Origin of the sequence: Aquimarina algicola (genome assembly GCF_006443095.1) — a bacterium.
In the GTDB taxonomy this organism is placed as follows: Bacteria; Bacteroidota; Bacteroidia; order Flavobacteriales; family Flavobacteriaceae; genus Aquimarina; species Aquimarina algicola.
Genome location: NZ_VFWZ01000006.1, coordinates 34,714 through 60,560, shown reverse-complemented (window position 1 = coordinate 60,560; position 25,847 = coordinate 34,714). Strand labels below are relative to the sequence as shown.

Here is a 25,847-nt window from a genome sequence, read left to right as displayed (position 1 = left end):
CCAGATAAAACCATAAATTAATGTCAGAAAAACATACTCTTGGTAAAAAAGGTGAACAATTGGCAGTAGATACACTACTTCGCAAAGGTTATGAGATTTTAGAAACAAACTATAGATATCTTAGGCATGAGATCGATATTATTGCCAAAAAGGAAGATATCCTTAGTATTGTAGAGGTCAAAACCCGGAGTACTTCAGATTTTGGCAATCCACAAGATTTTGTAAAACCAAAGCAGATTCAATCCTTGATTAAGGCCGCAAATCAATATGTTATTGACCATGACCTCGATGTAGAAATACGATTTGATATTATCGCAATTATAACAAATACATTAGGAACAAGAACCGAACATCTTGAAGATGCATTTTATCATTTCTAATTATTTCTAAAACAATATTATCTATGAAATACAATCAATTAGGAGTATCAGAATTGTTTGTGAGTGAATTATCGTTTGGTTGCATGTCACTTAAAGAGGATTTTAGCACTTCAGAACGATTAATTCACAACGCTTTTGAAAAAGGAATTAATTATTTTGATACTGCTGATTTATATCAAAATGGATATAATGAGGAAGTATTGGGACGATCGATAAAAAATTTCCGTAAGGATGTTATCATCGCTACAAAAGTAGGAAACCAAATTAGAGAAGATGGTAAAAACTGGGATTGGAATCCTAGAAAGTCCTATATTCTTAAGGCTGTAGAAGATAGTTTGAAAAGATTGCAAACCGATTATATTGACCTTTATCAATTACATGGCGGAACGATTGATGATCCTATTGACGAAACGATTGAAGCTTTTGAGATATTAAAAAGAGAGGGTAAAATCAGATATTATGGGATTTCATCCATACGTCCTAATGTGATAAAAGAGTATGTAAAGCAATCAAATATGGTAAGTGTTATGATGCAATATAGTCTCTTGGATCGAAGGGCAGAAGAAGAGTGTCTGCAATTATTATATGATCATAATATAGGTGTATTGGCAAGAGGAGGATTAGCAAAAGGAATACTTGCCGGAAAACCTGCCAAAGAATATCTGGATTACAATACTACAGAGACTAAAAAAGTTATCGATAAGCTTACGCAAATATCAATTGCCACAAACAAAACTATTTGTAATACTGCATTACAATTTGTAATTCAACAACCTACTATAACTTCTGCTGTTTTGGGAATAAGAACAGCTCATCAATTAGAAGAATGTTTAGCAACATTACAGACAATCCCACTTTTATCTGAAGAGTTAGAGGTGTTGTATAAAATAAGTAAAGCGAACACATATGATTTGCATAGATAGTACAGAAGAAATATTTTTAGGAGAAAATTTATCATTTTACACGTGCGAATCGATCCATTCGGTCGAAAAATTGAAGGTATTACGATAGTTTTACTCGATAATCGAGATTTAAATGCCCGGAGGCTTACCTCGAAATCAGAAATCAATTTCCTGTAAATGACTTGTAGGCTTGCTCCAAAGGTTTTTTACTTCTTATATCAAAAAAAGAAATAGTATACATGCAATCTTTCGAATTTTTAGACCTTATTTTGTTTTTTGGCATTAGCCAAGGAGTGTTTCTGGCGATTACAATTCAGATTATTAAAAATAAAAATCGACCAGCAAACAAAGTATTGTCTATTATATTAATAATGGCTGTACTAATGCTTTTGGGAAGGATGATTTTCTTTAAATATCTCACTGTTAGATTATTTCAGTTTACTATTCTTATTGATACAGTAATATTTCTTTTTGGTCCTTTGTGTACTATTTATTTTAGGCGATTGTTATTTTCACAACAAACTCGATTTCAACTTCCGTTATATCATTACATACCAGCAGTAGTACAAGTGATTTTTGCAACTTATATATTGATTCTTACAACAACACAATTTGAAGAACAATATGCTCTCGGGTACTTTACAATTCCTTTTATTATTGTAGAAGGTCTTGGGCTTTTATCAAATATATATTATTGGATTTTGAACGTTGGGTTACTAAATAGATATTCAAAAGAACAGAAAAACAAAGTTTCTTTTCAACAGAATTTGGTTTCTTTTCTTAAGTTTTTTCAGATTGCTATTGGCGTGTTTATTCTTTTTTGGATTGTCAGTTTTATTTCTATAAACTTCTTTAATTACGCTGTAAAATTTATAAATTATAATACTGTATGGGGTAGTATTTCTATCTTTATTTTTATCATTGGTTATTATAGTCTGAAAGAGCCTGAGCTTTTTAGGATATCTTTTGAAAAAATAAAAGTTAAGCCGCAAAAAAGATTACCACAGGATCAAATTAAGAATCTGAAAAGAGATTTAAAATATGTAATGGAGAATGAAAAGCTTTTTTTAAAACCTGATTTGACATTACGTTACCTCTCCGAACGTTTAGATACTTCAACACATAATATATCATGGTATTTGAATACCGTATTAGATAGTAATTTTTATGATTATATAAATCGCTATCGAATACAAGAGTTTTTGAAAAAAATTGAGAATAGAGAACATCTTGATCATACAATTCTTGCCATTTCTATTGAAGTTGGGTTTAATTCGAAGTCGACTTTTAATAAAGCTTTTAAATTAGAGATGAATGATACCCCCAGTAACTACATCAAACAAATGCAAGTACTCTCATAAATAAGTTCGAGACGATCCAAAACGTCGATTTATACTATTTTCTGCAATACTTTGAGCTCATAACTTAAACAATTAAATTATGAAACGAAGTACCAAAATCAAAGCATTTATCTTTTGTATTGCAGTCGCTTTCTGCACAATTTTATCCTCTTGTCATGGCGATGGTATCGATCCTGATGTAGAAGTAGAAACAGTTGTTTCTGATTTTGCAGGTAACGATGCGGTAAGCGTAGATAGGAGAGGAAATGTATTTGTATCTGAGTATGGCCAGTTTGAAAATACAGGTGGTAACGGAACCCGAATTTTAAAAATAAATAAACAAGGAGATGTCTCTGAATTTATAACAGGACTAATAGGTCCATTAGGAAATGCAATAGATAATCAAGGTAATTTTTATGTAAATAATGCCAATAATACTGCTAGAGGAGATGTGCTTAAAGTTACTCCGAATGGAGACCGTATCGTTTTAGCTACTATAGATGGGTGGCCAAGCGGACTTACACTTGATTATAAGAATAATATTTATGTCTCTAATTTTGCTACTCCAACAGTACATAAAATTACTCCGGATGGTGAAGTTTCAGTATACGCTTCTGATCCAAGATTAGCAGGATGTGTAGGGATCGATTTTGATCGTAAAGGTAACCTTGTGGTTAGCAATTTTAGTACAGCAGATATCTTATCAATAAGCACAGATGGTTCAGTTTCTTTGGTAGCGACAATTCCGGATATTGTTGTAAATGGTTTTGGTATTGGATATTCTACGGTTGTCGGTAATTCAGTATTTGCTACTGGCATAGCCGTAAATAAAATTTTTAGGGTTTCACTACAAGATGGTAAAGTCGAAGAATTTGCCGGTACGGGAGATGCGGCAACTATAGATGGTCCAATAGAAGAAGCATCATTTAATGGTCCTAATGGGATTACCTCTGATAAATACGAAAGGGCTCTTTATATTTCAGAATTTGGAGGTTCAGGATCAGTAAGAAAAATAAAATTAAAATATTAATCAATCAATACTAAATATATAATCATGAAATCATTTTTAAAAAATAGTTTATCAGTAATAGTAGGGTCATTTTTTTTGTTTTGTATTTCAGTATGTTTATCATCGTGTTATGGTGATGGTGTTACTCCTGATCCAGAGATAGAAACTTTAATTAGTGATTTTGCTGCAAATGGAGCTGTATCTGTAGATCGAAAAGGATTTATTTATATTTCTGAGTATGGTAGATTTGTAAATACAGGAGGTAGTGGTACTCGAGTTTTTAAAGTATCACCAAGAGGTAAAATTTTAGATACGATACAGGGATTATCCGGCCCAATGGGAACAGCCAAGGATTCTAGAGGAAACCTGTATGTCAATAATGATAACAACACGATTAGAGGAGAAGTATTAAGAATTGCGCCAAACGGAGATCGAAAAGTAATTGCTGCTATAGATGGATGGCCAAGTAGTATGACGATAGATGCTCAAGATAATTTATATATATCAAATTATACAGCACCTACAGTACATAAAATTACACGTGATGGCGAAGTGATTGTTTTGGCAAATGACCCAAGACTAGCCGGGGGAGTAGGAATAGATTTGGATAGTCAAGGAAATGTAATTGTGGCAAATTTTATAACAGCAGATATTTATAAAATAAGTAGTAACGGAGAGATTTCTTTGATTGCAAATATCCCTGATATTGTGATTCAAAATTTTGGGATAGGATATATAACAGTAATCAATGATGTAATATACGCAACAGGAATTGCAGTAAATTATATCTATAAAGTATCGATGACCGGCGAAATAGAAATTTTGGCAGGCAACGGAGAGGCAGCACAAGTCGATGGACCTTTGCTAGAAGCTTCACTTAGTAATCCAAACGGAATTTCTTCAAATAAGTATACCAAAACATTATATATATCAGAATACACAGGAATCGGGGGACTTCGTAAAATCAAATTATAAATATCAGGAAGACATTATTTAGATGTAAACTACAGCAAGTTCATACATCTATAATTGGTAATACATCATAATTCCTTTCAAAGTATGTTAGATTTCCGGGGGATACATCAGAAACTCGGTTTTATTCCTCCCCCGGTTGTCTAGCATTATTTTTTTTTTGAGGTTTTAAAGAAATTGATATTAGAATACTAGATGAAGCAGAATATAGTTTTTAATTCTCAATAAATAGTTTTGCGATTTTATATGCATGATCAAATAATGCTGATGAAGATCCACTTCTGTTCATTAATATAGAAATTGACAATTGGTGTTCTGGAAATAAAATCAATAAAGAAGTAGCCCCCAAAGCGGTACCTCCATGATGTAAAATTTGTGTTTGAGTATTTGCACCCAATTTATCAACTACAGTATCATTACGCCATCCTATTGCATAATTTTGTTTATTTATTTCTCCATTAGTCAATGGTACAGGTTTTAATAAAGATGTTGTGGTTTGTTCTGAAAAAAGTTCATGATTAAGTAATGCTTTTCCTAAGGTAACCAGACTCGACGGAGTAGCGATTAACCCACCTCCTGACCATTTGTTGCTGTTGTTTATTTTAAAAGATGCTTTGGTTTTTACACCTTCTACTTCATAAAATGTTGAAATAGTTGGTGAGCTAATACTTTCTTTTTCAAAAAGAATATCCTTTATTTTTAGAGGTTTGAATACATTTTCAGTCATAAAATGTTCAAAACTGGTTTTAGAAGCACCTTCAATCATTGCGCTTAGTAGTGTATAATTATAAGAACTGTAGCTAAAACTTGATCCAGGAGTAAATAATAAATCATCTCCATTAAAAATAGCAACACTTTCTTCTACATTAGCATACTCATCGTTATTGTAATATTCCCATATCGGAAAACAAAAGCAAGTCTTATAATTACGAATTCCCGAGGTATGAGATGCCAATTCTTTCAATTTGATAGACTTAAGGTTTTGACTGGCATATGGTACAAAGTCATTCACTGTTGCATCTAAATTTAAATTTTGATTTTCCAGAAGTACTCCAATACCTAAGGAAGTTACTGCTTTAGAAGAACTTCCGATTCTGAATTTTGTGTCGGTAGTAGCAGCAATTTTATGTTGAACATCTTGATAACCGATAGCATTTGACCAGATGATTCCTTCATTGGAGCTTACAGCTATTGATACTGCAGGACTTTTGAGATCTTTATAAATTTCTTTTAGTGTATCATCTGCTTTTTTAGATCTGGCATCAGGATGCTTTATGGCTAATTGATTGGTTTCTTTGGGAAGATTCATCCATCCTGTAGTATAATCAAAAATAGGTTGGAATAAAAAATAACTTAGGATCAATAATGTGCAAACTATGAGTGTTATATAGATTTTTTTCATGGCAATAGATGTTAAAATTTAGACATAGATGTCTTGTTCATCAAGTATAATTTGATGAATTATAGATTTTTTAAAAAGTCGAAAAATGAATTATGAAAGATGAAGTTCTTTTTGCTTTGCTTTTAGCATTTGTGACACTTTATAAAGCACAATAACTTCTAAAATAATGGTAGGTGTTAAGAGAATATATCCTAAAAAAGCCAATATAATAGTAAGCATACAGGCATAGGTTGTGATTTCAAAAATTCCGGTGACCTTTGCAACAGTTCCTATGGCATTTTGTAAACGTATGATTGAAATTCCAAATAAAACTCCAATCACTCCATAAGTAATCGCTTGTGCACCCAATATTATTTCGGTATTAAATTCTCCAAAATACAAAGACATGATATCATAAATGTAAAAGAGGACACCAATACATATCATCACAAATGCAATAATTCTAAGTAAGTAGTTTTTGAAGATTTTTCCTGAGAGTATAAACCCTCTCATAAATAGAATAATAGAAGTAAGAATAATGAGTTTAAAGGTACTGTATACTGTATTACCAACAATCATATCCTCCTCAAAATGCCTATAATAATCAAAGATAAGCTCACCAAACCCCAGCACAAAATAAACAATGCCGCTTATCCATGCTATGGTTAATTGGCGATTTAAAAAACTAGCTTCTTTTTGATTGTCAATTTCAAGTAAGAAGAGTTTTTTAAATTCTTGAGATACTTTGGATTCTTCAGATTTAATTTGATCTAAACCGTAGTCTAATACTGATAATATTGTTTTTATCGTATAACTTCTTGGTGATACTTCACCCGCTTCTATGCGCTGTATTGTTCGAACACTTATATTACATTGTTCTACTAGTTCTTCTTGGGTTAATCCTCTTGATTTTCTAAGTTCAGAAATCTTTTGACCTAATTCTGGTTGTTTCATGACGAATACATTTTTTTGATTCTCATTAGAGTGAGAAGTTGTTGTTGAATTGTTCATCAATATTAGTTTTCAGAAATAGGTTCTCAAATTTTTTAGTCTGTATTTCACCCGACATTAGCCCGACAAATCAATAAACATAGGCTTTTAGAAAGATTGATACTTTTTGTGTTTAGCCAGAAATAATTTGTATTCAGGTTATGATTAATGCCAAATATAATATCTTTTTAACATTAATGGTCACTTTGCGATGGATTCGTATTCTTGTTTTCAATTCATAATAATAGATTCACAAAATGAAAAAAACTGCAAAAAACAGATACGTGCGTAATTTTGATATTATATGATCAAGAAACTGTTTCGGTTTTATTTTGTAAAGGTTGCAAGACTTTTAAGGCTTTATTTACTGTGTTGATATTTTCAAAAGTGAGTAATAATCGTAGTCCGTTTCGGGTATCTTTCTCTTTCATTTTACATTTCCCGGGATGCTTTTGTACGTACTGTAGTACTTTTGAGAAAATTGGACTTTGATAAAAATCAGATTGTTGATCGCTTATAAAGTATCCAATCATTCTATCTTGTTTAAGGATTATTTTCTCTATTCCTATTGAAGTAGCAATCCATTTGATTCGAACAGAATTTAGTAAATCTGTTGCTTGATCTGGTAGTTCTCCAAAGCGATCAATAAGTCTTTTTTCATACTCTTGAAGCCCTTCTTCGTCTTTGACGCTATTAAGTTCTGTATAGAGATTAAGGCGCTCTGTAATATTATTAATGTAATTATCTGGAAATAATAGTTCAAAGTCAGTATCGATTTGTGTGTCTTTTAGGTATACTTTTTCGCCTTCTTCCTCTTCATATAACTCCTTAAATTCGTTTTCTTTAAGTTCTTCTATCGCTTCATTGAGTATTTTTTGATAAGTATCAAATCCGATTTCATTAATAAAACCACTTTGTTCACCACCTAATAAATCACCTGCACCTCTTATTTCTAAGTCTTTCATTGCAATATTAAAACCGCTACCCAATTCAGAGAATTGTTCTAGAGCAGTAATACGCTTACGGGCATCTTCAGTCATGGCAGAGTATGGTGGAGTGATAAAGTAGCAAAATGCTTTTTTATTACTTCGTCCGACACGGCCACGCATCTGATGTAAGTCTGATACTCCAAAATTATTGGCATTATTGATAAAAATAGTGTTTGCATTAGGTACATCAAGCCCACTTTCTATAATTGTTGTCGAGACAAGTACATCAAACTCACCTTTCATAAAAGAAAGCATAAGACTTTCTAATTTTTTGCCTTCCATTTGACCATGACCAACTCCTATTTTTGCATCAGGTACTACCCGTTGAATCATCCCCGCAACCTCTTTGATATTTTCGATTCTGTTATGAATAAAAAATACCTGTCCACCTCGTTGTATCTCATAACTTACCGCGTCTCTAATTGTTTCTTCACTAAACCGTATCACATTGGTTTCTATAGGATATCGGTTTGGTGGAGGCGTGGTAATGGTTGATAAATCCCGTGCTGCCATAAGGCTGAATTGTAATGTTCTTGGGATTGGTGTAGCGGTGAGTGTTAGTGTATCTACATTTTCTTTGATTGTTTTGAGCTTGTCTTTGACCGATACTCCAAATTTTTGCTCCTCATCAATAACAAGTAATCCTAAGTCTTTGAATTTTACATTTTTGTTAACCAATTGATGTGTGCCAATAATAATATCTACTTTGCCTGCTTCAAGGTTTTCGAGTGTTTCTCGTTTTTGTTTTGCAGTACGAAAACGGTTTACATAATCTACCGTCACCGGAAAATCTTTGAGTCGTTCTCTAAATGTTTTTGCATGTTGAAATGCAAGAATCGTTGTGGGGACAAGTATTGCTACTTGTTTGCCATTGTCTACTGCCTTAAAAGCAGCTCTTATAGCAACTTCGGTTTTACCAAAACCTACATCACCACAGATCAATCGATCCATAGGGCGTTCACTTTCCATATCAGCTTTTACAGCTTCTGTAGCAGTACTTTGATCGGGAGTGTCTTCATAGATAAACGAAGCTTCGAGCTCATGTTGTAAATAGCTATCGGGTGCATATTGAAATCCTTTTTGTAATTTTCGCTTTGCGTATAACTGAATAAGATTAAAAGCAATATGTTTTACCCGGGCTTTGGTCTTTTGTTTTAGTGTTTTCCAGGCTTTAGAACCTAATTTATAAATTTGTGGGGCTCTACCATCTTTGCCATTATATTTTGATATTTTGTGTAGAGAATGAATACTTAGGTATAGTACATCTCGTTCTCCATAAATCAATTTGATGGCTTCTTGTTGTTTACCTTCAACATCAATTTTTTGTAAACCTCCAAATTTTCCGATTCCGTGATCAATATGTGTAACATAATCACCCACTTCTAGATTGGTTAATTCTTTGAGGGTAATGGCTTGTTTTTTTGCATATCCATTCTTGAGCGTAAACTTGTGGTATCGTTCAAAAATTTGATGATCTGTGTAGCATGCAATTTTTTGATCATGATCAATAAAACCTTGAAAAGCTGAGAAAACTACAGTTTCATACTGTTTTACATCAAGATCAGCATCATCAAAAATATCATGAAAACGTTTAGCTTGTTGTTGGCTTACACAAAAAATATAGTTCTTATATCCTTGATCATGATTCTCGTTGAGGTTGTTGATCAAGAGATCAAATTGTTTATTAAAAGAGGGTTGGGGTTTGGTATTGTATTTTACTGCATATTCTGCTTTGGTCACAGGGCGGTCTCCAATTTCGAGCAAAGTAAAATCGAGTAATTGCTTTTTGATAAGGGAGGCAGTAGCAAAAAGTTCTTCGGGAGAACTGTGTTTGATCTCTTTAGAAAGCGTTTCAAAAGTTTGTTGCGCTTTCTCAAAATTTTTATCAAGTCGAGCCGATAGTAAATCAATATCTTTGGTAAAAACAATGGTTTTGCTTGAAATGTATTTTAAGAAACTTTCTCGGGTTTCTTGCATGGCTTTGTTTTCTACATTTGGGATGATCGTAATCTTTTTGATTTGATCTGTAGAGAGTTGTGTTTCTACATCAAAGGTTCTGATACTATCCACTTCATCACCAAAAAACTCAATACGATAGGGTTGATCGTTACTAAACGAAAACACATCTACGATACCACCACGTACAGAGAATTCACCAGGTTCGGTTACAAAATCTACTCGTTGAAAATGATATTCAAAAAGCACTTCATTTACAAAATCCAGTGATAAGGTATCGTTAACCCCTATCTTTAAAGTATTTTTTTCTAATTCTTTGCGTGTAACTACTTTTTCAAATAAGGCATCGGGATATGTAATGATCAATGCAGGTTTTTTACGCGAGTTGATTCTATTTAATACTTCTGCTCGCAACAGCACATTAGCATTGTCAGTTTCTTCTATTTGATAAGGTCGGCGATAACTGCCGGGATAGAATAATACATTTTTGTCACCAAGCAATTGCTCAAGATCATTAAGGTAATAGGCAGCTTCTTCTTTATCATTAAAAATGCATAAAAAAGGCTTTTCTACAGACGAAAAAGTATTGGAAATGGCAAAAGATAATGAAGAACCTAATAATCCTTGTAGATGTATTTTTGCCTGATGTTGGGCAATAGCTTTCTCTAGTTTCTGAGTTGGCAGAGACTTTGAAAAAGTTTGCGAGATTAAAGACACACTCACGAAGCAAAGAATTTTTTGGCAAATATACTATTTTAGACTTTTAGGTAAATTGCCTTTTATAAGTTTTCTGGAAAGTAAGAAAAAATTGTTTTTAGCCAAGTCTCGATTTCTTGCGTATCCTGAAAATGACGATTGGCTTCGTTTGCAGCTTCTTGCCACATCGTTTCGTCATTGGTAAGTTTCTGTAATTCTTCTTTGGTATCAGTTATGATATTTGAAGCATTTTCATCAATAAAAATAGTAACTACGTCTTCGTCGGATTTATATTCTAAGTCTGCCTCAGGAAAATATCCTGTCAGAAATTGAAACGCATTTGGATATTGTATTTCTAGCATTAGCTTAAGGTTTTATTTATACAAGTAAAAGAACCTTAAAGATAAGGATTTATAACTTGCTTTAAGGTTCTTTTACTATAGATTTTTTAATTAGGATATGAGGTTAATACATAATACCCGTTAGGCGCATTGGATCGTTTTTGTAAAATGACTCTAAATGACCTAGAAGGGGTTGGATTGCTTTGTCCGCGTCTTAAAACTACACCGATATTTCTCCAATGAGTGTAACTTAGCACTAATCGGCTGCTACCACTATTTAACCAACTGTTTACTCTGCTGTTATTAGCATTAATAGCGTTTACAATTACTTGTCCAGCTTGATTTAATTCATAAAAAGTACTTGCTGCACTTATTGAACTTGTATTTAATCTATTGCGAAGGTAATCTGTTGATTTTGCAATATGACGTTCTATGGTATGCCCGCCAAGGCTTTCTTGTTGCCTTAAAAATCCCGAGCCTTTTTGTTGTATCGAAGAATCGTTACTGTTTTCGATCTGTTGAATTTCATCTACAGAAGAAAGACCATCTTTTTCGCAAGAAATAAAAGATAACGAGACTAATAATCCAATAAGTAATGAACGAGTAAAATACTTTAGTTTAAAGAGATTCATGAGTTTAATTTTAAAAGATTTTTAAAAAAACTCTGGCCAGAATTGTGTTACATAAATGCTAAAGTAGAATTAAAATCACGATTGCTTATAATCAAAGTGTTAGTCTTTGGTTATATCAAAGTTAACCAGATGGCAATATCCCTTATATTTTGAAAATTTATATAATGTTTTTTTAATGTATTTAACACAATATAGGAGATATAGTTTTCAATACTCGGTTAAGCTAATAGGTCAATAAATGATTATTAGCCTACTTTTTTGATGCTTGGTCATATATTTTGAAAACATCACTGTTTATCCTCCTCTACCATCTTCTGTAAAAAGAAGGTCATCATCTGTTTTAGTATCTGGTATGCATGGATGTCTAGTTTCAGGATAACATTCACTTTCACTAAGCATATTGGTTCCCCCTTTGATAGTATGTAAATGTGTTAATCGAGTAATTTTTATTTTTTTTAGGTTCAACTTTTTTCTTTTCATTGTATTTGAAATTTAAAATGTGTGAAGCTCAAATATAATTGATTACAAAAAGTAATAGTTAGTTTTTTTGGAAAGTAAACCTGTTTTCCCAGAAAACAGAGTGTTAAAAAACGTTCAACTTATTTTATTTCTTCAGTTTCTAATTGTTTTTCTAATTCTTTTATGAAATATGATGGATAGATCCCGTTTTTTCGGTAAAATGCTTTAGAAAAGGTATCGGTAGTTTTAAACCCAATTTCTTTGGCAATTGCTCGTATTGTATAATTTCTGAACTTAGAGTCGGTTTTGAGTCGTATGATTGATTGTTCTATTCTTAAGTCATTGATGTAGTAATTAAAAGACTTTTTTTTGTATGTATTGATGATTTTTGAAAGATATTTTGAATTGGTGCCAAACTCTTTTGCCAAATTATGCACTGTAAGATTAGATTGAATAAACCCTAATTCATTTTCGAATACAGTCAATTTACTAAGGATGTCTTTTATAATTTCTTGAGGTATAGAAAGTGATGGTTTTTCTTTTTCTAATAGTTGTTGTTCTTTTTTTTGTGACGTTTGTTTGTTGTATAAGTCTTCGAAACGCTTCTTATATTGCCTTTGTTTATTTCTATTGATTAACCAAAGTATAAGAAGTAAAATACTAACACCCAGTAGTATTAGTATTGTAGTATTTGAAACCTGTTTTTTATCTTCTAAACTAGTGATGATTTTTTGTTTTTCTGATAATAATTTAGGAGTGTCATACTCTTTTATGATAGTTTTTATAAGATACTTGTAATTAGTGTTTAGAACACTGTCTACTTTTAATAATTGCTGAATATATTTTAATTGGTTATCCTTATCATCTTGTTTTTTGTAATGATTAATTAGAATCTCATAGTTTTCTCGATTATTAGGCATTATTTCATAAGTCTCCCGAAATATTTCATCTACTTTGATATGTGATTCAATTGATTTTTTTTCATCTCCTAAAGCAGCTAATGTTTTACCTAAATAAAAATATGCCATAGATAGATTTGCCTTGTCGTTATTGCTATTAAATTCTTTTATGGCAACTGACAAACTATCTTGCGCTCCTATAAAGTCTTTTTTACTAAATAAATTAATCCCTTCGTTTAGTGTGAAATAATACCTGAAATCATTTTGCTCAAAAAATACAGATTCTTTGTACCCCATACGGTTGATTTTTGATGCAGAATCAAGTTTATTGTTTAAATGATAAACGTCTGATAGGGCAAATAAAGTGCTGAGATATGTCCTTGGTTTTTCTGATTTTAATTTTGAATAGTATTGATAGCATTCTTTTAACTCATATAGTGATGTTTCATGTTCTCCAATTCTACTTTTTATGATCCCAATACTTTTTTTACTGGCATAAAAAATATGGGTGTTTTCAAATTCTTCTGCTTTTTTATTTGTTTTGAGATATAGTTCCAAGGCTTTTTTATAATTCCCTTTATTGTATTCAATTTTTGCTTTATAAAAATAAGCCAGCGCAGGAAAGGTTTTGTTTTTGAGATTTTTTGAATACAGCAACATGCTGTCTACATATTTTTCAGTAAGCTCTTTGTCTTTGATAATTCCTGAGAAATAATAAAATCCATTCGCTATTTTTAAAGTATCATTGTCTTCTTTTGCTTTATTAAGATAAGATCGAGCATATATGATTGCTATAGAAGAGTCTTTAGCATTTTGGAATACTTTATCTGTTAGATACTCATATTTTTTAGTACGCAAACTATCATTATCAGATTGAAAAGCAAAGATTGATATACTATTCAATAATAAAATGAGTATAAAATATAAATGTTTTGCAGCATTTACTTTAGTAAGACCATAATAAAATAGCATATGAAATTTATATTTTTATAAAAACAAATCTACAGATTTAGATAAGAAAAAAATCTGGTTTAACTACCAGATTTTGAGCAAAAGGCAAATTTTATGGCATAAATTGAATCAATGTCTCTATTCAAAACAGTTGATCAAATGTTTAAAATCTTCTTCGGTATTATATACATTAGGTGATACACGCATAGCTTTTCCTCTAAAGGAAACCATTATATTCTCTTTTTTTAATTTGAGTTTAATGGCTTCGATATCAATAGTATCAGGAAAATAGATCCCAAATAAATGATGAGATCGATATTGATCTTGCTCAATAAAGCATCCTAAATCCCTTAGCCGTTCAACAGTTTCAATAGAAATATCCTGACAATATTTTTGTATTGAAGCAGGCGTCCACTCGATGAGCTGTTCAATAGCATTGGTGAGCATAGGAACGAGCACAAAGTTACTGCTTTCGCCTACAGAATACCTTGCAGCTTTCTCTTGATAACGATCTTCATATTGGGTAAGCCCTGTAAAGTCCTCACTGTTATATCGATTCATCCAATTATGTTCGATAGGGGTACCGGTATTAAAAGCGTCGCTGTAATATGCCATACCTATAGAATAAGGACCGAGCATCCATTTATACCCTCCACATATAAGGGCATCTACGGCTACTTCTTGTATAGAAAAAGGCAAAGCACCTATACTTTGTGTACCATCGATAATTAGCATGGCATTCACAGCAAGTGTTTTTTCTCTAATGAGTTTGAGATCAAATAGAGTGCCATCTGCCCAGTGTATGTGGGGCATAGCAACTACAGCAGTTTTTGAAGTAATAGCATCTAGTATGTTTTGATTCCATATTTTGCCTCTATCTTTTAGTTGCATTGGAGGTTTTATAATTTTGATACTAGCTTCATTTTGTTTAGCAACTTCTTTCCAGATATATACATTACTTGGAAATTGCTCATCAACTAATATAATTTCATCTCCTTTATGGATGGGGACATTATTTGCAGCGTTAGCAATACCGTAAGAAACCGAAGGGATAATCGCAGTATTTTTAAAATCAGGTGCTTCTATCAAGGTAGCAAATCGTTGTTTCAAAATTTCTTTTTGCGAAAAGAAATCCTCAGGAGTTATTTTTTCGGGTTTTGATTTTAATGTTATACTCTCTAAACCAATTTGGGTTACCGATTTTAATTGTGGAGACATATATGCCCCATTAAGATATGTTACACTTTGAGTAAGGTCAAAAAGATGTTTTTGATTTTGCATGATTTGTGTTTAATTAAGTAAAAATAAAAATTTGTCTCCTAATTTTTAATATTTGATACCACTGATATTAGGGGATGTAGTGAATTAAAATACAATTAGTCCATATTTTTTTTAAAAAAAGAGGGTAACATTTCTCCTGTTGCTAACATATATTAATGGGAATAAGAAAAAAAAATAGTTTTTTTCGCCAGTCCCGAAAAATGAAACTGGCATGTATTAATATTGCCATGTGAAAACGTTTTGCAATAATGAGATTTGGTGATCAACCAAAATTTGCAATGATGAACATTTTACAATATCTAGCTTTTATTCTGTATGAAGTCGTGGGTAGGCATTTCAGGTATAGAAGTTAGAAAAGATGAGGAAGTCTCATCACAACTATTTCGGCAATTAGCTGAATTTTTTGCAGTTTTAAATTCTCCCGTGATATCACGGGGGAATTTTTAAAAACGATTACAGCTTTGAAAATGTCTATTGGGATATGGGAAAACGACATTTCTAATAATGTATGAACAAAGCAACATTACTTGATAATTGAGATTTAAATACTTCGAAGCTTGTCTCAAAATTGAAGTTGTTTTCTAATCAAATTCTTGTGTCTTCGCCCAGAGTGATTTCATTTTTTTATAAGGACACGTCTCTAAATTTTATGAATTGATTTTTTAAAATTGCTATCTATATTATAGCCTTGCTGATAATGCACAAAGCACCTCTTAAACTGCTATCAAACCTGCGATTATTGCCCTCTGAGGTAGTAACGCAGTGGGTCATCGTACAAAACGACCGGGTTCTTTAACAAATGCGCTGAGCGCTTTAACAAATCTACATGGATCTTTAACAAATGCAGTACCCCAACCTGCATAGCTACCGGGTGTTCCTACAAGATGTGTACCCCATCCCTGTATAGCAGTAGGAGGGGGTACTTCTTCAGTAGGGTACCCTACTGAAGAAGTACCCTTACATGATATATATTCAGCTATTTTATGACTGTTTTTATAGCCACTATAGACCTTATCCGTCGTATTGATCAACTGATTATTTTACTTACAGCGTACAGGCACCCCTGAGCAGCTGGCAGCACGCTTAGCGATCTCTCGTACAAAGTTATATTGCATCATTGCTTTGATGAAAATGCTGGATGCACCGATATCGTATAATGCAAGCTTACAAAGCTATGTATATGACAAAGCGGCGAGGTTTACATTTGGATTTTATATAGAAGAGTTATCGATATAAGGCTAAAGAATTATAACAAAAAATTAACATTAAAAAAATCAGAGTCCCGAAAAATGGAACTCGCAAGGTTTAATATTGTAATTGGAGAAACTATAATCCCTTCCCTTTTTTTAAGAAAGTATCTGTAACAATTATTTATAAAAAACTAACACCTATCAGTCAATATGAAAAATAGATTTAAGATTGGAAGGAATCAAAGCATCATCATCTTTGTTTTACTTCTTACCACAACTTTAGGGGTTGCTCAAAATGATTTCGAAAACCCTGATCTTTTACTCAAACCTCAAACCCCGGAAACAGCATATTTAGGGAAATATATAAGTTTGCCTATAAGCCTGAATACTGGTACCCCTCAAATTTCAATTCCTATATATACTATTGAATATGGGGGCATGAAAGTTCCTATTACCCTATCTTATGATGCCAGTGGCATAAAAGTAGAAGACCTCGCCAGTAATGTAGGGCTAAAATGGTCTTTGAATGTAGGAGGGTCTGTATCCAGAATTGTAAAGGGCACTTACGATGAAGGGAATCATTATGCAGTACCACAAAATGGTATTGTTGAAACTAGAGGATATTATCAAAATTATGGACTTAAAGATTTGAGTGCTTTAAAATCTTTATCCCCTATACAAGCAGGTCAAACTATAGGGCCATTCTCGCAAGATGTAGCTACAGGACAATTAGACACACAACCGGATTTATTTTCATTTAGTGGATTAGGTAATTTAGGAAAATTCTTTTTTGATGAAAACCGTACCCCAATCCTTCATGATGCTAATGATTATAAAATAAGAGAAACCTATACTACATCTGTACGACCTAGGTTTACCAAATGGACTATTACTGGTTCTAACGGATTAAAGATGACATATGGAAATCAAGAAAATGCAATTGAAAAATCTTGTACTACCAATTTTGGGGTCAACCCAACAAACTGGCAAGATAATGCATGGTATATGAGCCGCATTGATAATCCGGCAACCAACAGATCGATATCATTTGAATATATTGAGAATACGTATCGAAGTGCTATTGTTTCCAGCAGGACTTTTCAATTTTGTTTTACATATAATGGCTCTGGAGCTAGCGGATGTGCTTATGGAGAAAATCCAATAAATGCTTATGATCAGGCAATGGAACAATTTATAAATACGAGTAGCAATGAGGCGAGAGTAACTACACAACTCAATTATCGATCTCCTGTTATTAAGAAGATTATAGCTGGTGACACAGAGATATTATTTAACACTTCAAACAGAACAGATGTTTTTAATATAGGGGCTACACCACAAAAGATCGATGAAATTATTGTGACCCATAAAGGTAATTGTGTCAAAAGGTTCAAGCTTAACCATTCTTATTTTGTATCAGGGACAGAACCTATTGAGACCAATATATACGGGGATACAACAGACCCTTCCAGTAAAAGACGTTTAAAATTAGTTTCACTCGATGAAATTTCTTGTACTACTGGTGAAAAGAAGACTCACGAATTCTTTTATGATGAAACCAATGCATTACCTCCAAGATTATCATTCGCTAAGGATAAATGGGGGTACTATAATGGAGAAAATAATAATGGAAGTTTATACCCGGAAAAAAACGAACCGTTTAGTAAAAGTGGTGATCGTAAAGTATATCCTGAGTACACTAAAGCAGGAACACTAAACAAGATCGTATATCCTACTAAAGGTAGTGTAATGTTTGATTACGAAGTGCATAAAAATGACACCCGAACTTTTACTAGAGAAGGCTGGGTAATTCAAACGGGGCGTGATACTGGTAGTGGTACTCCAGATGGTGAAACTTCGATAGTAAAGGAAACTAATTTTGTTATGACAGGTAGTCCTTCCAAATATCGTGTTCGCGCCTCACTTACAGAGAATACTTGGGAATACTCAAGTCCTGGAAGTTGTGGAGCCTCTACCGGTCCTGCCTTTCAAATCATAGATCCGGTTACTAATCAGGTTAAAATTGGGTATGGATATTCTACTGTAGGCAATGCCATTAATAATGGTAGAGAGACTTACATAAAAAGCTTAGAGAATTTAACTCAGGGAAAAACCTACAAAATCAAAGTGTATGGATATGGAGTAAGTGGTAAAGCTTCGCTTTGTTATATGTCTTCTGTAAAGATAGAAAAGTTTGAAACCATACCTGCTGTAGAATCTGATTATTATGTAGGGGGGCTACGAGTAAAACAGGTCAACTTTTTAGACGCTGATGGGAGTATTTTAAAATCAAACCGTTATGAATATGATAAGGCTACATTACTTTTTAACCCCAAATTTCAATACCACTTTGACTATGATATCTCTAGAGATCTTTTTGGTTGGCGTTATTACGACGCCTTTGGAAATGAAGGCGCTTTAGCAGATGCCATAACTGAATTTAAAAGGTTTTATAGTTCAGGAAAATTCTTTTTATTTTCAACGAGTGATCCATTTACTTTGGATTTTGCAGGTTCGCATATTGCTTACAATAAAGTAACAGAAATTACAGGAGAAGGTAAAACACAGTATAATTATCAACCACCACAAACATATTCGACTGCATCCGGATATCAAGGATTTGAGATTTTTCCTCCTAAACCTTTAATCCAAACATCACTAGCAGGTAAGTTACTATCCGAGCATTATTATAGTGAAGACAATACACTACTGAAGCAAAAATTCTATAACTATACCATTACTTTTGGAGATTTTATCTCTCGAGGCATCCAAATTAGCAATGTTATCCTGGGCTTACCTATGACGCATTATCAACTACGCCCGGATTGGGTGCGACTCGAATCTGAAACTACCAAGGATTATTTTAAAGGAAAAGAAGTAAATACTACTGCCCAATATTTCTACGAAAGTAATAAGCATTATATGCCTACTAAGACAGTGTTGATAGAAAGTGGTAATGATGAGAGAATTACCAAAAGTCAATACCCACCAGATCTATTTGCTACATCTCATGTACTTAACCAACAGTATAGAATTAACATCCCAATAAAAACAGAAAACTATCTTAAAAAAGAGGGAAGTTCGACAGAGATACTACAATCTGCAAGATTACTTAATTACTCTGCGACTCCTTCTACTTCTAATTTAGCCCTTCAAACTTCGGTTGAGACATCCAAAGCAAATACGCCCCTTGAAGAACGCATCCGTTATGAAAAATACGATAGTAACGGAAACTTATTGCAGCACAAGAGGAATAATGGGGTAACCACCAGCTATATTTGGAGTTATGACCGAATGTATCCAGTGGCAAAAATTGAAAATGCTACTTTCACACAGTTGGCAGATGCATTAGGGATTACAGCATCAGATTTACAAAACTTTAATGAAACTAGTATCTCTTCTTTAGAGAATCTAAGGAATCATCAAGATTTAAAAGATGCAATGATCACCACTTATACATATGATCCATTGGTTGGCATGACTAGTTTGACTGATCCCAAAGGATATATCACATACTACATATATGATGATTTTAATCAACTAAAAGAAGTACGCGATGTAAATAATAACTTAATAACTGAATACAAATACTACTATAAAAACTAATTACCTTATGAATACTTATACGAAATATACGTTTTTATGGATACTATTAATTACGATATTTACTACCCATCAGATAAATGCAAGATGTACTTTAACCCCATCTACAGTTTCTTTTGCTAATGGAGGTGGTACAGTATATCTAGATATTAATAATGACTGTATCGGACAAATATTTTTTAGTAATGTTCCTTCATGGTTAACGATAAGACAGGTAACTATTGATAGAATTCAAGTTACCTGCCAGCCCTATTCTGGGAGTAATAGAAGAAGTGTTTTAATTGATTATAGTAATAATGGATCTACAAGTGGACTCGCAGTATCCCAAACAGGAACACCTAAAACCTGGTATAGAGATAAAGACAGAGATGGATATGGAGATGTCAACGTTACAAAAATATCAAGCACACAACCGTCTGGATATATACTAGACAAAAGAGATTGTAATGATGAAAACCCTAATGTCCATCCTTTTGCAACAGAGCTTTGTGATGGTGTAGATAATGATTGTGATGGCGATATTGATGAAAATGTAGTTCCTGACATTCCTTCTCCTCCTTCAATTTCCTATAATTGCGAAAGTGTGGTGTTAACTATGGGTACAGCTCCTGGTGGTGTATCATGGTTCTGGCAAGATTCTTTTGAAGGAACAGAAATACCAATTGGGAACATAAAAAAAAGTATAACATTAACAAGTGGTAATGTCTATTACCTTAGAGCAAGACAACATAATACAGGCTGTTGGAGCAGGGCTAGAAGAATAAACTACACGATTAATGATAAGCCTGATATACCTCAAGTACCTACTATTAAAGAAAATTGTAATAGCACAGTATTAACTCGAAATGAACCTCCAAACGGAATCGTATGGTATTGGCATGATTCCCCTGATAGTGAAGACACTTCTAACTCTAGTAAATCCATTACAAAAACTTCAGGAAATATTTATTATTTGAGAGCATATAATACTACGAATAAATGTTGGAGCGTAAGTAGGGCTATAAATTATAGAATAGTTCCTCCTGCAGAATGGTATAGTGATATAGACGGTGATGGTTTTGGTAACCCTAATGATAGTATACTTTCTTGTGATCAACCTCAAGGATATGTAGCGAATGCAGATGATGTTTGTCCGGATGTTTTTGGAGAATTCCAAGGGTGTATTTATTCTCCTGAAAATCATATACTAACAAGAATATTTCAAGAACCTATGATTTCTTCGGATCAAATCACTTCTCATGAACAAGTAATTGAGAGTATTGTTTATTTTGATGGTTTAGGGAGACCCAAACAACAAATAGCTATTAAAGCATCTCCCAGCATTAAAGATATTGTTACTCATATCGATTATGATAACTATGGTAGACAGTCAAAAGAATACTTGCCTTTTGAAAGAAGAAATGTTCCTTCTGCAGGGTATAAAATAGTAGATGTTAATACTGATATCAATTCTTATTATAAAAATAAATATGGTGATGATTTTATCGGAATGGTGACGGGTGAAGTTAATGCTTATTCTGAAAATGTTTTTGAACCTTCTCCATTAAATAGAGTAAAAGAACAAGGAGCTCCCGGTAAATCATGGAAAGCTAACCTCAATAGTGATAAAGATCACACTATCAAATATGATTGGGAAACCAATGCGGCAAATCAAATTCCTTATTTTACGGTAACATTTACAAATAATGATACCGAAAAACCTGAATTAACAAAACAAGGGGATTATGAAGCGAATCAGTTATACGTAACCATTACCAAAGACGAGAATTGGCAACCGGATCAAGCATTTGCTAATGATCATACCACCAAAGAATATACAGATAAGCAAAACAGGGTAGTCTTGAAACGTACCTATAATGAGAACATTCCTTATGACACCTACTATGTTTATGATGATTTTGATAATCTTACTTATGTACTACCTCCAAGAGTCAACACTAATGATGGGGTAAATCAAGAAGAACTCGATGAATTATCATACCAATATAAATATGATTATCGAAATCGACTAATTGAAAAGAAAATCCCGGGCAAGGGATGGGAATTTATTGTATATAATAAACTTGATCAGCCTATTATGACGCAAGATGCCTTATTAAAGGCAAAATCTACCTGGCTATATACCAAATATGATGCGTTTAGAAGAGTTGCCTATACAGGAAAGTTAACAGATGTTAGAGATAGAGAAACGATACAGGCAGAAGCTACTGCTTTTACCGGCAAGTTATGGGTAGAAAAAGGTAATGAAATAACTCTTGGAAGTGTTGCCATGAATTATAATGATGGCGGGTTTCCAAAAGTGGCAACCGGTGAAACTTTAACCATCAATTATTATGATAATTATAATTTTGATAAAGGAGGACTTAATACTCCAAGTACAGTTTATGAAGAAACGATTAATGACAGACCCCAATCTCTAGCTACAGGTAGCAAAATAAAAGTATTAGACACAAATAATTGGATTACTTCGGTAACGTATTATGATAAAAAGGCAAGACCAATTTATATAGCTAGTAAAAATGAGCATCTACATACAATTGATATTACAGAAAATAAGCTAGACTTTATAGGAAGATTAGAAGAAACCAAAATTACTCATACCAAAGATAGCAATACACCTATAGTCACTATTGACTCTTTTACCTATGATCATATGGGTAGGCTACTTACCCAAATTCAAACTATCAATGATAGCGATGGTGAAATAATTTCTAGTAATGAATATGATGAATTAGGACAACTCATATCTAAACGAGTAGGGGGATCTGTAAATCAAACCGGAAATGGATTACAAGAGGTAGATTATACCTATAATGTAAGAGGTTGGTTAAAAGGGATTAATGATATAAATAATCTGACAGATCATTTGTTTTCATTTCAAATTAATTATACCTTACCTACTCAAAAACCTGATGCCGTAGCACTATATAATGGTAATATCAGTGAAATCATTTGGAAAACTGCCAATGATAATGTTTTACGATCATACACCTACCACTATGATGCGTTGAATCGAATTACAAAAGCAGACAGTGGTGACGATCGATATACTGTTTCAGGGATTGTATATGATAAGGCAGGTAATATCGAGCAATTAACCCGATATGGGCATATTAACGATCAGGCAAGTGCTTTTGGATTGATGGATAACTTGTTTTACAATTACAATGCCGGAAACCAATTACAGCAAGTATTCGATTTAGGAGATACAAACTATGGGTATAAAACAAATAACGATCAACAAGAAGATTATCGCTACGACGCTAATGGGAATATGATTATGGATTTTAATAAAAATATAACAGGCATCGTATATAACCATTTGAATTTACCTACTCGAGTTAATGTTGATTCTGCCAGAAAGTATATCCGCTATATTTATGATGCCACTGGAGTAAAATTGCAAAAGATTATTACAGAAAATGGAACTAGAACTAGTAACACAATATATGCGGGTAATTATATCTATAACAATGGAGATTTAGAGTTTTTTAACCATCCCGAAGGCTATATAGAACCTTCAACTACTGGGTTTGACTACATTTACCAATACAAAGATCACTTAGGTAATATTAGATTGTCTTATAAAGATGCTGATAAAGACGGTACAATCACACAAGATGAGATTATCGAAGAAAATAATTATTATCCTTTTGGGTTGGAACATCGCGGTTATAATAATACTATTACTGGACGCGAACACCCTTACGGATATAATGGGAAAGAGGAACAGAACGAACTTGGTTTAGAATGGTTGGACTTTGGGGCTAGAAACTATAACGCTTCAATAGGTCGTTGGATGAATATTGATCCTGCTGCTGATGTTTTAGAATCTTCCTCACAGTATGTTTATGCGTTAAATTCCCCTATTGTATATTTAGATTTAGATGGAGAGTTACCTATTTTAATTAATGGTAGAGTTAGTAGTGATTCTGAAAGAGGAGATCAATCATATTGGGACACCGAAATTATAGCTACTATAAAAGGATCAGGTATAGCGAATCCAGGTGGACAATTTCATTATGTTGATGGTGATCGAGGTTATAAATCTAGTTTTTATGAATATGCGAGAGGCCCTAGAACAGGTGAAAAATACGCTGTATCAGCAGGAAGTAGAAATCAAGCTGGATATTCTGCGGCAGGGAAAGATATTGATAATATCATAGCAAAATTAGAAAGAGATCCAGAAACAGGTAAAATCACTGAAAAAATTCAAATTTACACCCATAGTCGAGGAGGAGCATTTGGACAAGGATATACACGTAGACTTATGGAATATATTCGAGAAAATTCAGAATTATTTGCAGATGCTAATAATGTTATCGAGTATTCTTTAAACTTAGCACCACATCAATCTAATTCAATTAATGCTGTAGATGGGGTTTCAACTTTTGCTATAAGTCACGTATCTGATGGATTATCAGGGAATGATATTGAAGGAGCAGATAATGTTCATTCAAAGGTTGGAAATGTCGCAACGTCTCATAAAAACGCTTCTTTTAATAAAGAATTAAAGGCCTTTCTTTCTGCAGTTTCTAGTAGTGATGGTGTTAATCAATCAGCTATTGATAAATTTAAAAAGACCTTAGAGAATTTAGGTATTGAATTTACTTATAAAGAAAAATAATAATGAAAAAGATTATCATATTAGTTGTGCTCAACTTAGTATTATTTGTAGTATTAAGAATGATGAGTGTATTAGTTTTTTTCCTATTTGGAATTGGAGCAAGTGCTTCAAGTGAGAAATATATCCCTTATATTCTTTTAATACCTTTAATAATCCAATTGTTAGGAGTTCTCCTTTTGTTTTGGAAAAAGAAATTTATTAAAACCAATAAAGAAATTATTATATCTATTATTTTAATTATAATCTTATATAGTTTAGGTCAAATGGAACTAATTCCATTCTAAATTAAAGGCGATAAAAACGAAAACCGCCCAAAGTGGCGGTTTTTTTATATCATTCTTTTTTGTAGATCCCCCGCTAGCGCCAGTTTGTAACTGGTGCTATATCAATATAAGAAATAGTATGATTACGAATAAAAATACCAGTTTCGTTTTTTGAAACTGGTATTTTGCTTAGATGAGTAGAAATTATAAATTTCATAACAAGTAAGGATTATACTTTGTAAGTTTTGCAACTGTGTATTAGATTGATGTTTTTGTTAGAGAAAAATAGATTGTATTCATAACAATCCGGTTGAGTCTGGTTTTGTGATTGATCCTACAGACTGGAAATATAGTAGTGCCAGAAACTATAATGGCAACCATACTACTTTAATAATTGATAGTGATGTAATGTTATTGGGATTATCAAAATGATTACATTAGTCACAAGTTACAAACTTGCGCCAGCAAGTGAACCATTTAAATCATTCAATTTTAAAATAATGATGAAATTTTTTAAAATAATAACTATAGTTTTATTTTTTTTTACATTAATTATAATCCCGTTATATTTTTATTTTAATAAAATGAATGTTTCACTTGTGAATCAGGAAAAATATTTTAGAGAATTTGATATTTCTTTTTCCGGTATAGTTAAAGAGAAAATACATATTTCTAATGGTGCTGGAATAGTGACTCTTGATGTCTCCACATCTGATACAGACACATACGATGTAAGAAATGAATATAAATCTTATTTATGTATTATACAAGATAAAAAAGCAGAAGTCATTATGAATCGATTATTTTTAATAAGGATAAATGATTCTTTAGTGATAGATTCTAATGAGAAAAAGATAAAACTGTATAGAGATGGTTTAATTGAAGAATGCTGGGGTTTTCAATTACCTGTAAACTCTACCTTTTTCTATACCTTTGTAAGATGGAAACATAAGTTATAAAGTTAACTCCCCCGCTAGCGCTTGTCT

General features: G+C 32.7%; 18 protein-coding genes. 9 read left to right on the top strand and 9 right to left on the bottom strand.

Annotation, left to right across the window (positions count from 1 at the left end; translation table 11 throughout):
* Nucleotides 1-20: 20 nt before the first annotated feature.
* The 5 genes from FHK87_RS18235 (at nt 21) to FHK87_RS18215 (ending at nt 4,606) form a co-directional block, all read left to right on the top strand.
* Nucleotides 21-380 (top strand): YraN family protein, encoded by a 360-nt coding sequence (locus tag FHK87_RS18235; RefSeq protein ID WP_140595210.1) that lies wholly within the window; start codon nt 21-23, stop codon nt 378-380.
* Between the two features lie 23 nt (nt 381-403).
* Nucleotides 404-1,303, top strand: a complete 900-nt coding sequence (locus FHK87_RS18230; protein WP_140595209.1) for an aldo/keto reductase — start codon at nt 404-406, stop codon at nt 1,301-1,303.
* A 218-nt stretch (nt 1,304-1,521) separates the two neighbouring features.
* Nucleotides 1,522-2,643, top strand: coding sequence for a helix-turn-helix domain-containing protein (locus FHK87_RS18225; protein ID WP_140595208.1), 1,122 nt, complete (start codon nt 1,522-1,524; stop codon nt 2,641-2,643).
* Nucleotides 2,644-2,722: 79 nt separating this feature from the next.
* The gene (locus FHK87_RS18220; protein ID WP_140595207.1) at nt 2,723-3,652 is read left to right on the top strand and encodes an NHL repeat-containing protein; all 930 of its coding nucleotides are present in this window, start codon (nt 2,723-2,725) and stop codon (nt 3,650-3,652) included.
* A 24-nt stretch (nt 3,653-3,676) separates the two neighbouring features.
* Nucleotides 3,677-4,606, top strand: a complete 930-nt coding sequence (locus FHK87_RS18215) for an NHL repeat-containing protein (protein WP_140595206.1) — start codon at nt 3,677-3,679, stop codon at nt 4,604-4,606.
* A gap of 211 nt (nt 4,607-4,817) precedes the next feature.
* On the opposite strand, the gene FHK87_RS18210 is transcribed toward FHK87_RS18215, so the two are convergent.
* From FHK87_RS18210 to FHK87_RS18170, 9 genes are all read right to left on the bottom strand, one after another.
* A complete protein-coding gene (locus FHK87_RS18210) occupies nt 4,818-6,005 on the bottom strand; it encodes a serine hydrolase domain-containing protein (protein WP_140595205.1) in 1,188 nt (395 codons plus the stop codon).
* A 90-nt stretch (nt 6,006-6,095) separates the two neighbouring features.
* Nucleotides 6,096-6,995 carry a helix-turn-helix domain-containing protein gene (locus FHK87_RS18205; RefSeq protein ID WP_226294316.1) on the bottom strand — a complete coding sequence of 300 codons (900 nt, stop codon included), beginning with the start codon at nt 6,993-6,995 and terminating at the stop codon, nt 6,096-6,098.
* A gap of 287 nt (nt 6,996-7,282) precedes the next feature.
* Nucleotides 7,283-10,642, bottom strand: coding sequence for a transcription-repair coupling factor (gene mfd / locus FHK87_RS18200; RefSeq protein ID WP_140595204.1), 3,360 nt, complete (start codon nt 10,640-10,642; stop codon nt 7,283-7,285).
* A 56-nt stretch (nt 10,643-10,698) separates the two neighbouring features.
* Nucleotides 10,699-10,977 carry a hypothetical protein gene (locus FHK87_RS18195; RefSeq protein ID WP_140595203.1) on the bottom strand — a complete coding sequence of 93 codons (279 nt, stop codon included), beginning with the start codon at nt 10,975-10,977 and terminating at the stop codon, nt 10,699-10,701.
* An 86-nt stretch (nt 10,978-11,063) separates the two neighbouring features.
* Nucleotides 11,064-11,588 carry an RNase A-like domain-containing protein gene (locus tag FHK87_RS18190; protein WP_140595202.1) on the bottom strand — a complete coding sequence of 175 codons (525 nt, stop codon included), beginning with the start codon at nt 11,586-11,588 and terminating at the stop codon, nt 11,064-11,066.
* A gap of 294 nt (nt 11,589-11,882) precedes the next feature.
* Entirely contained in the window at nt 11,883-12,068 is a 186-nt protein-coding gene (locus FHK87_RS18185) for a hypothetical protein (RefSeq protein WP_140595201.1), read from the bottom strand.
* A 119-nt stretch (nt 12,069-12,187) separates the two neighbouring features.
* Entirely contained in the window at nt 12,188-13,918 is a 1,731-nt protein-coding gene (locus tag FHK87_RS18180) for a helix-turn-helix domain-containing protein (protein ID WP_140595200.1), read from the bottom strand.
* A gap of 117 nt (nt 13,919-14,035) precedes the next feature.
* On the bottom strand, nt 14,036-15,178 hold the full coding sequence (locus tag FHK87_RS18175) for an aminotransferase class V-fold PLP-dependent enzyme (RefSeq protein ID WP_140595199.1): 1,143 nt from the start codon (nt 15,176-15,178) through the stop codon (nt 14,036-14,038).
* A 767-nt stretch (nt 15,179-15,945) separates the two neighbouring features.
* Nucleotides 15,946-16,209 (bottom strand): SET domain-containing protein, encoded by a 264-nt coding sequence (locus FHK87_RS18170; RefSeq protein WP_140595198.1) that lies wholly within the window; start codon nt 16,207-16,209, stop codon nt 15,946-15,948.
* 369 nt (nt 16,210-16,578) lie between these two features.
* Between FHK87_RS18170 and FHK87_RS18165 the strand changes: the two genes are divergently transcribed.
* From FHK87_RS18165 to FHK87_RS18145, 4 genes are all read left to right on the top strand, one after another.
* On the top strand, nt 16,579-19,974 hold the full coding sequence (locus FHK87_RS18165; RefSeq protein ID WP_140595197.1) for a hypothetical protein: 3,396 nt from the start codon (nt 16,579-16,581) through the stop codon (nt 19,972-19,974).
* A gap of 7 nt (nt 19,975-19,981) precedes the next feature.
* Nucleotides 19,982-24,598 carry a DUF6443 domain-containing protein gene (locus tag FHK87_RS18160; RefSeq protein WP_140595196.1) on the top strand — a complete coding sequence of 1,539 codons (4,617 nt, stop codon included), beginning with the start codon at nt 19,982-19,984 and terminating at the stop codon, nt 24,596-24,598.
* Between the two features lie 2 nt (nt 24,599-24,600).
* Nucleotides 24,601-24,882 carry a hypothetical protein gene (locus tag FHK87_RS18155; RefSeq protein WP_140595195.1) on the top strand — a complete coding sequence of 94 codons (282 nt, stop codon included), beginning with the start codon at nt 24,601-24,603 and terminating at the stop codon, nt 24,880-24,882.
* Between the two features lie 563 nt (nt 24,883-25,445).
* The gene (locus FHK87_RS18145) at nt 25,446-25,820 is read left to right on the top strand and encodes a hypothetical protein (RefSeq protein ID WP_140595194.1); all 375 of its coding nucleotides are present in this window, start codon (nt 25,446-25,448) and stop codon (nt 25,818-25,820) included.
* Nucleotides 25,821-25,847: the final 27 nt, after the last annotated feature.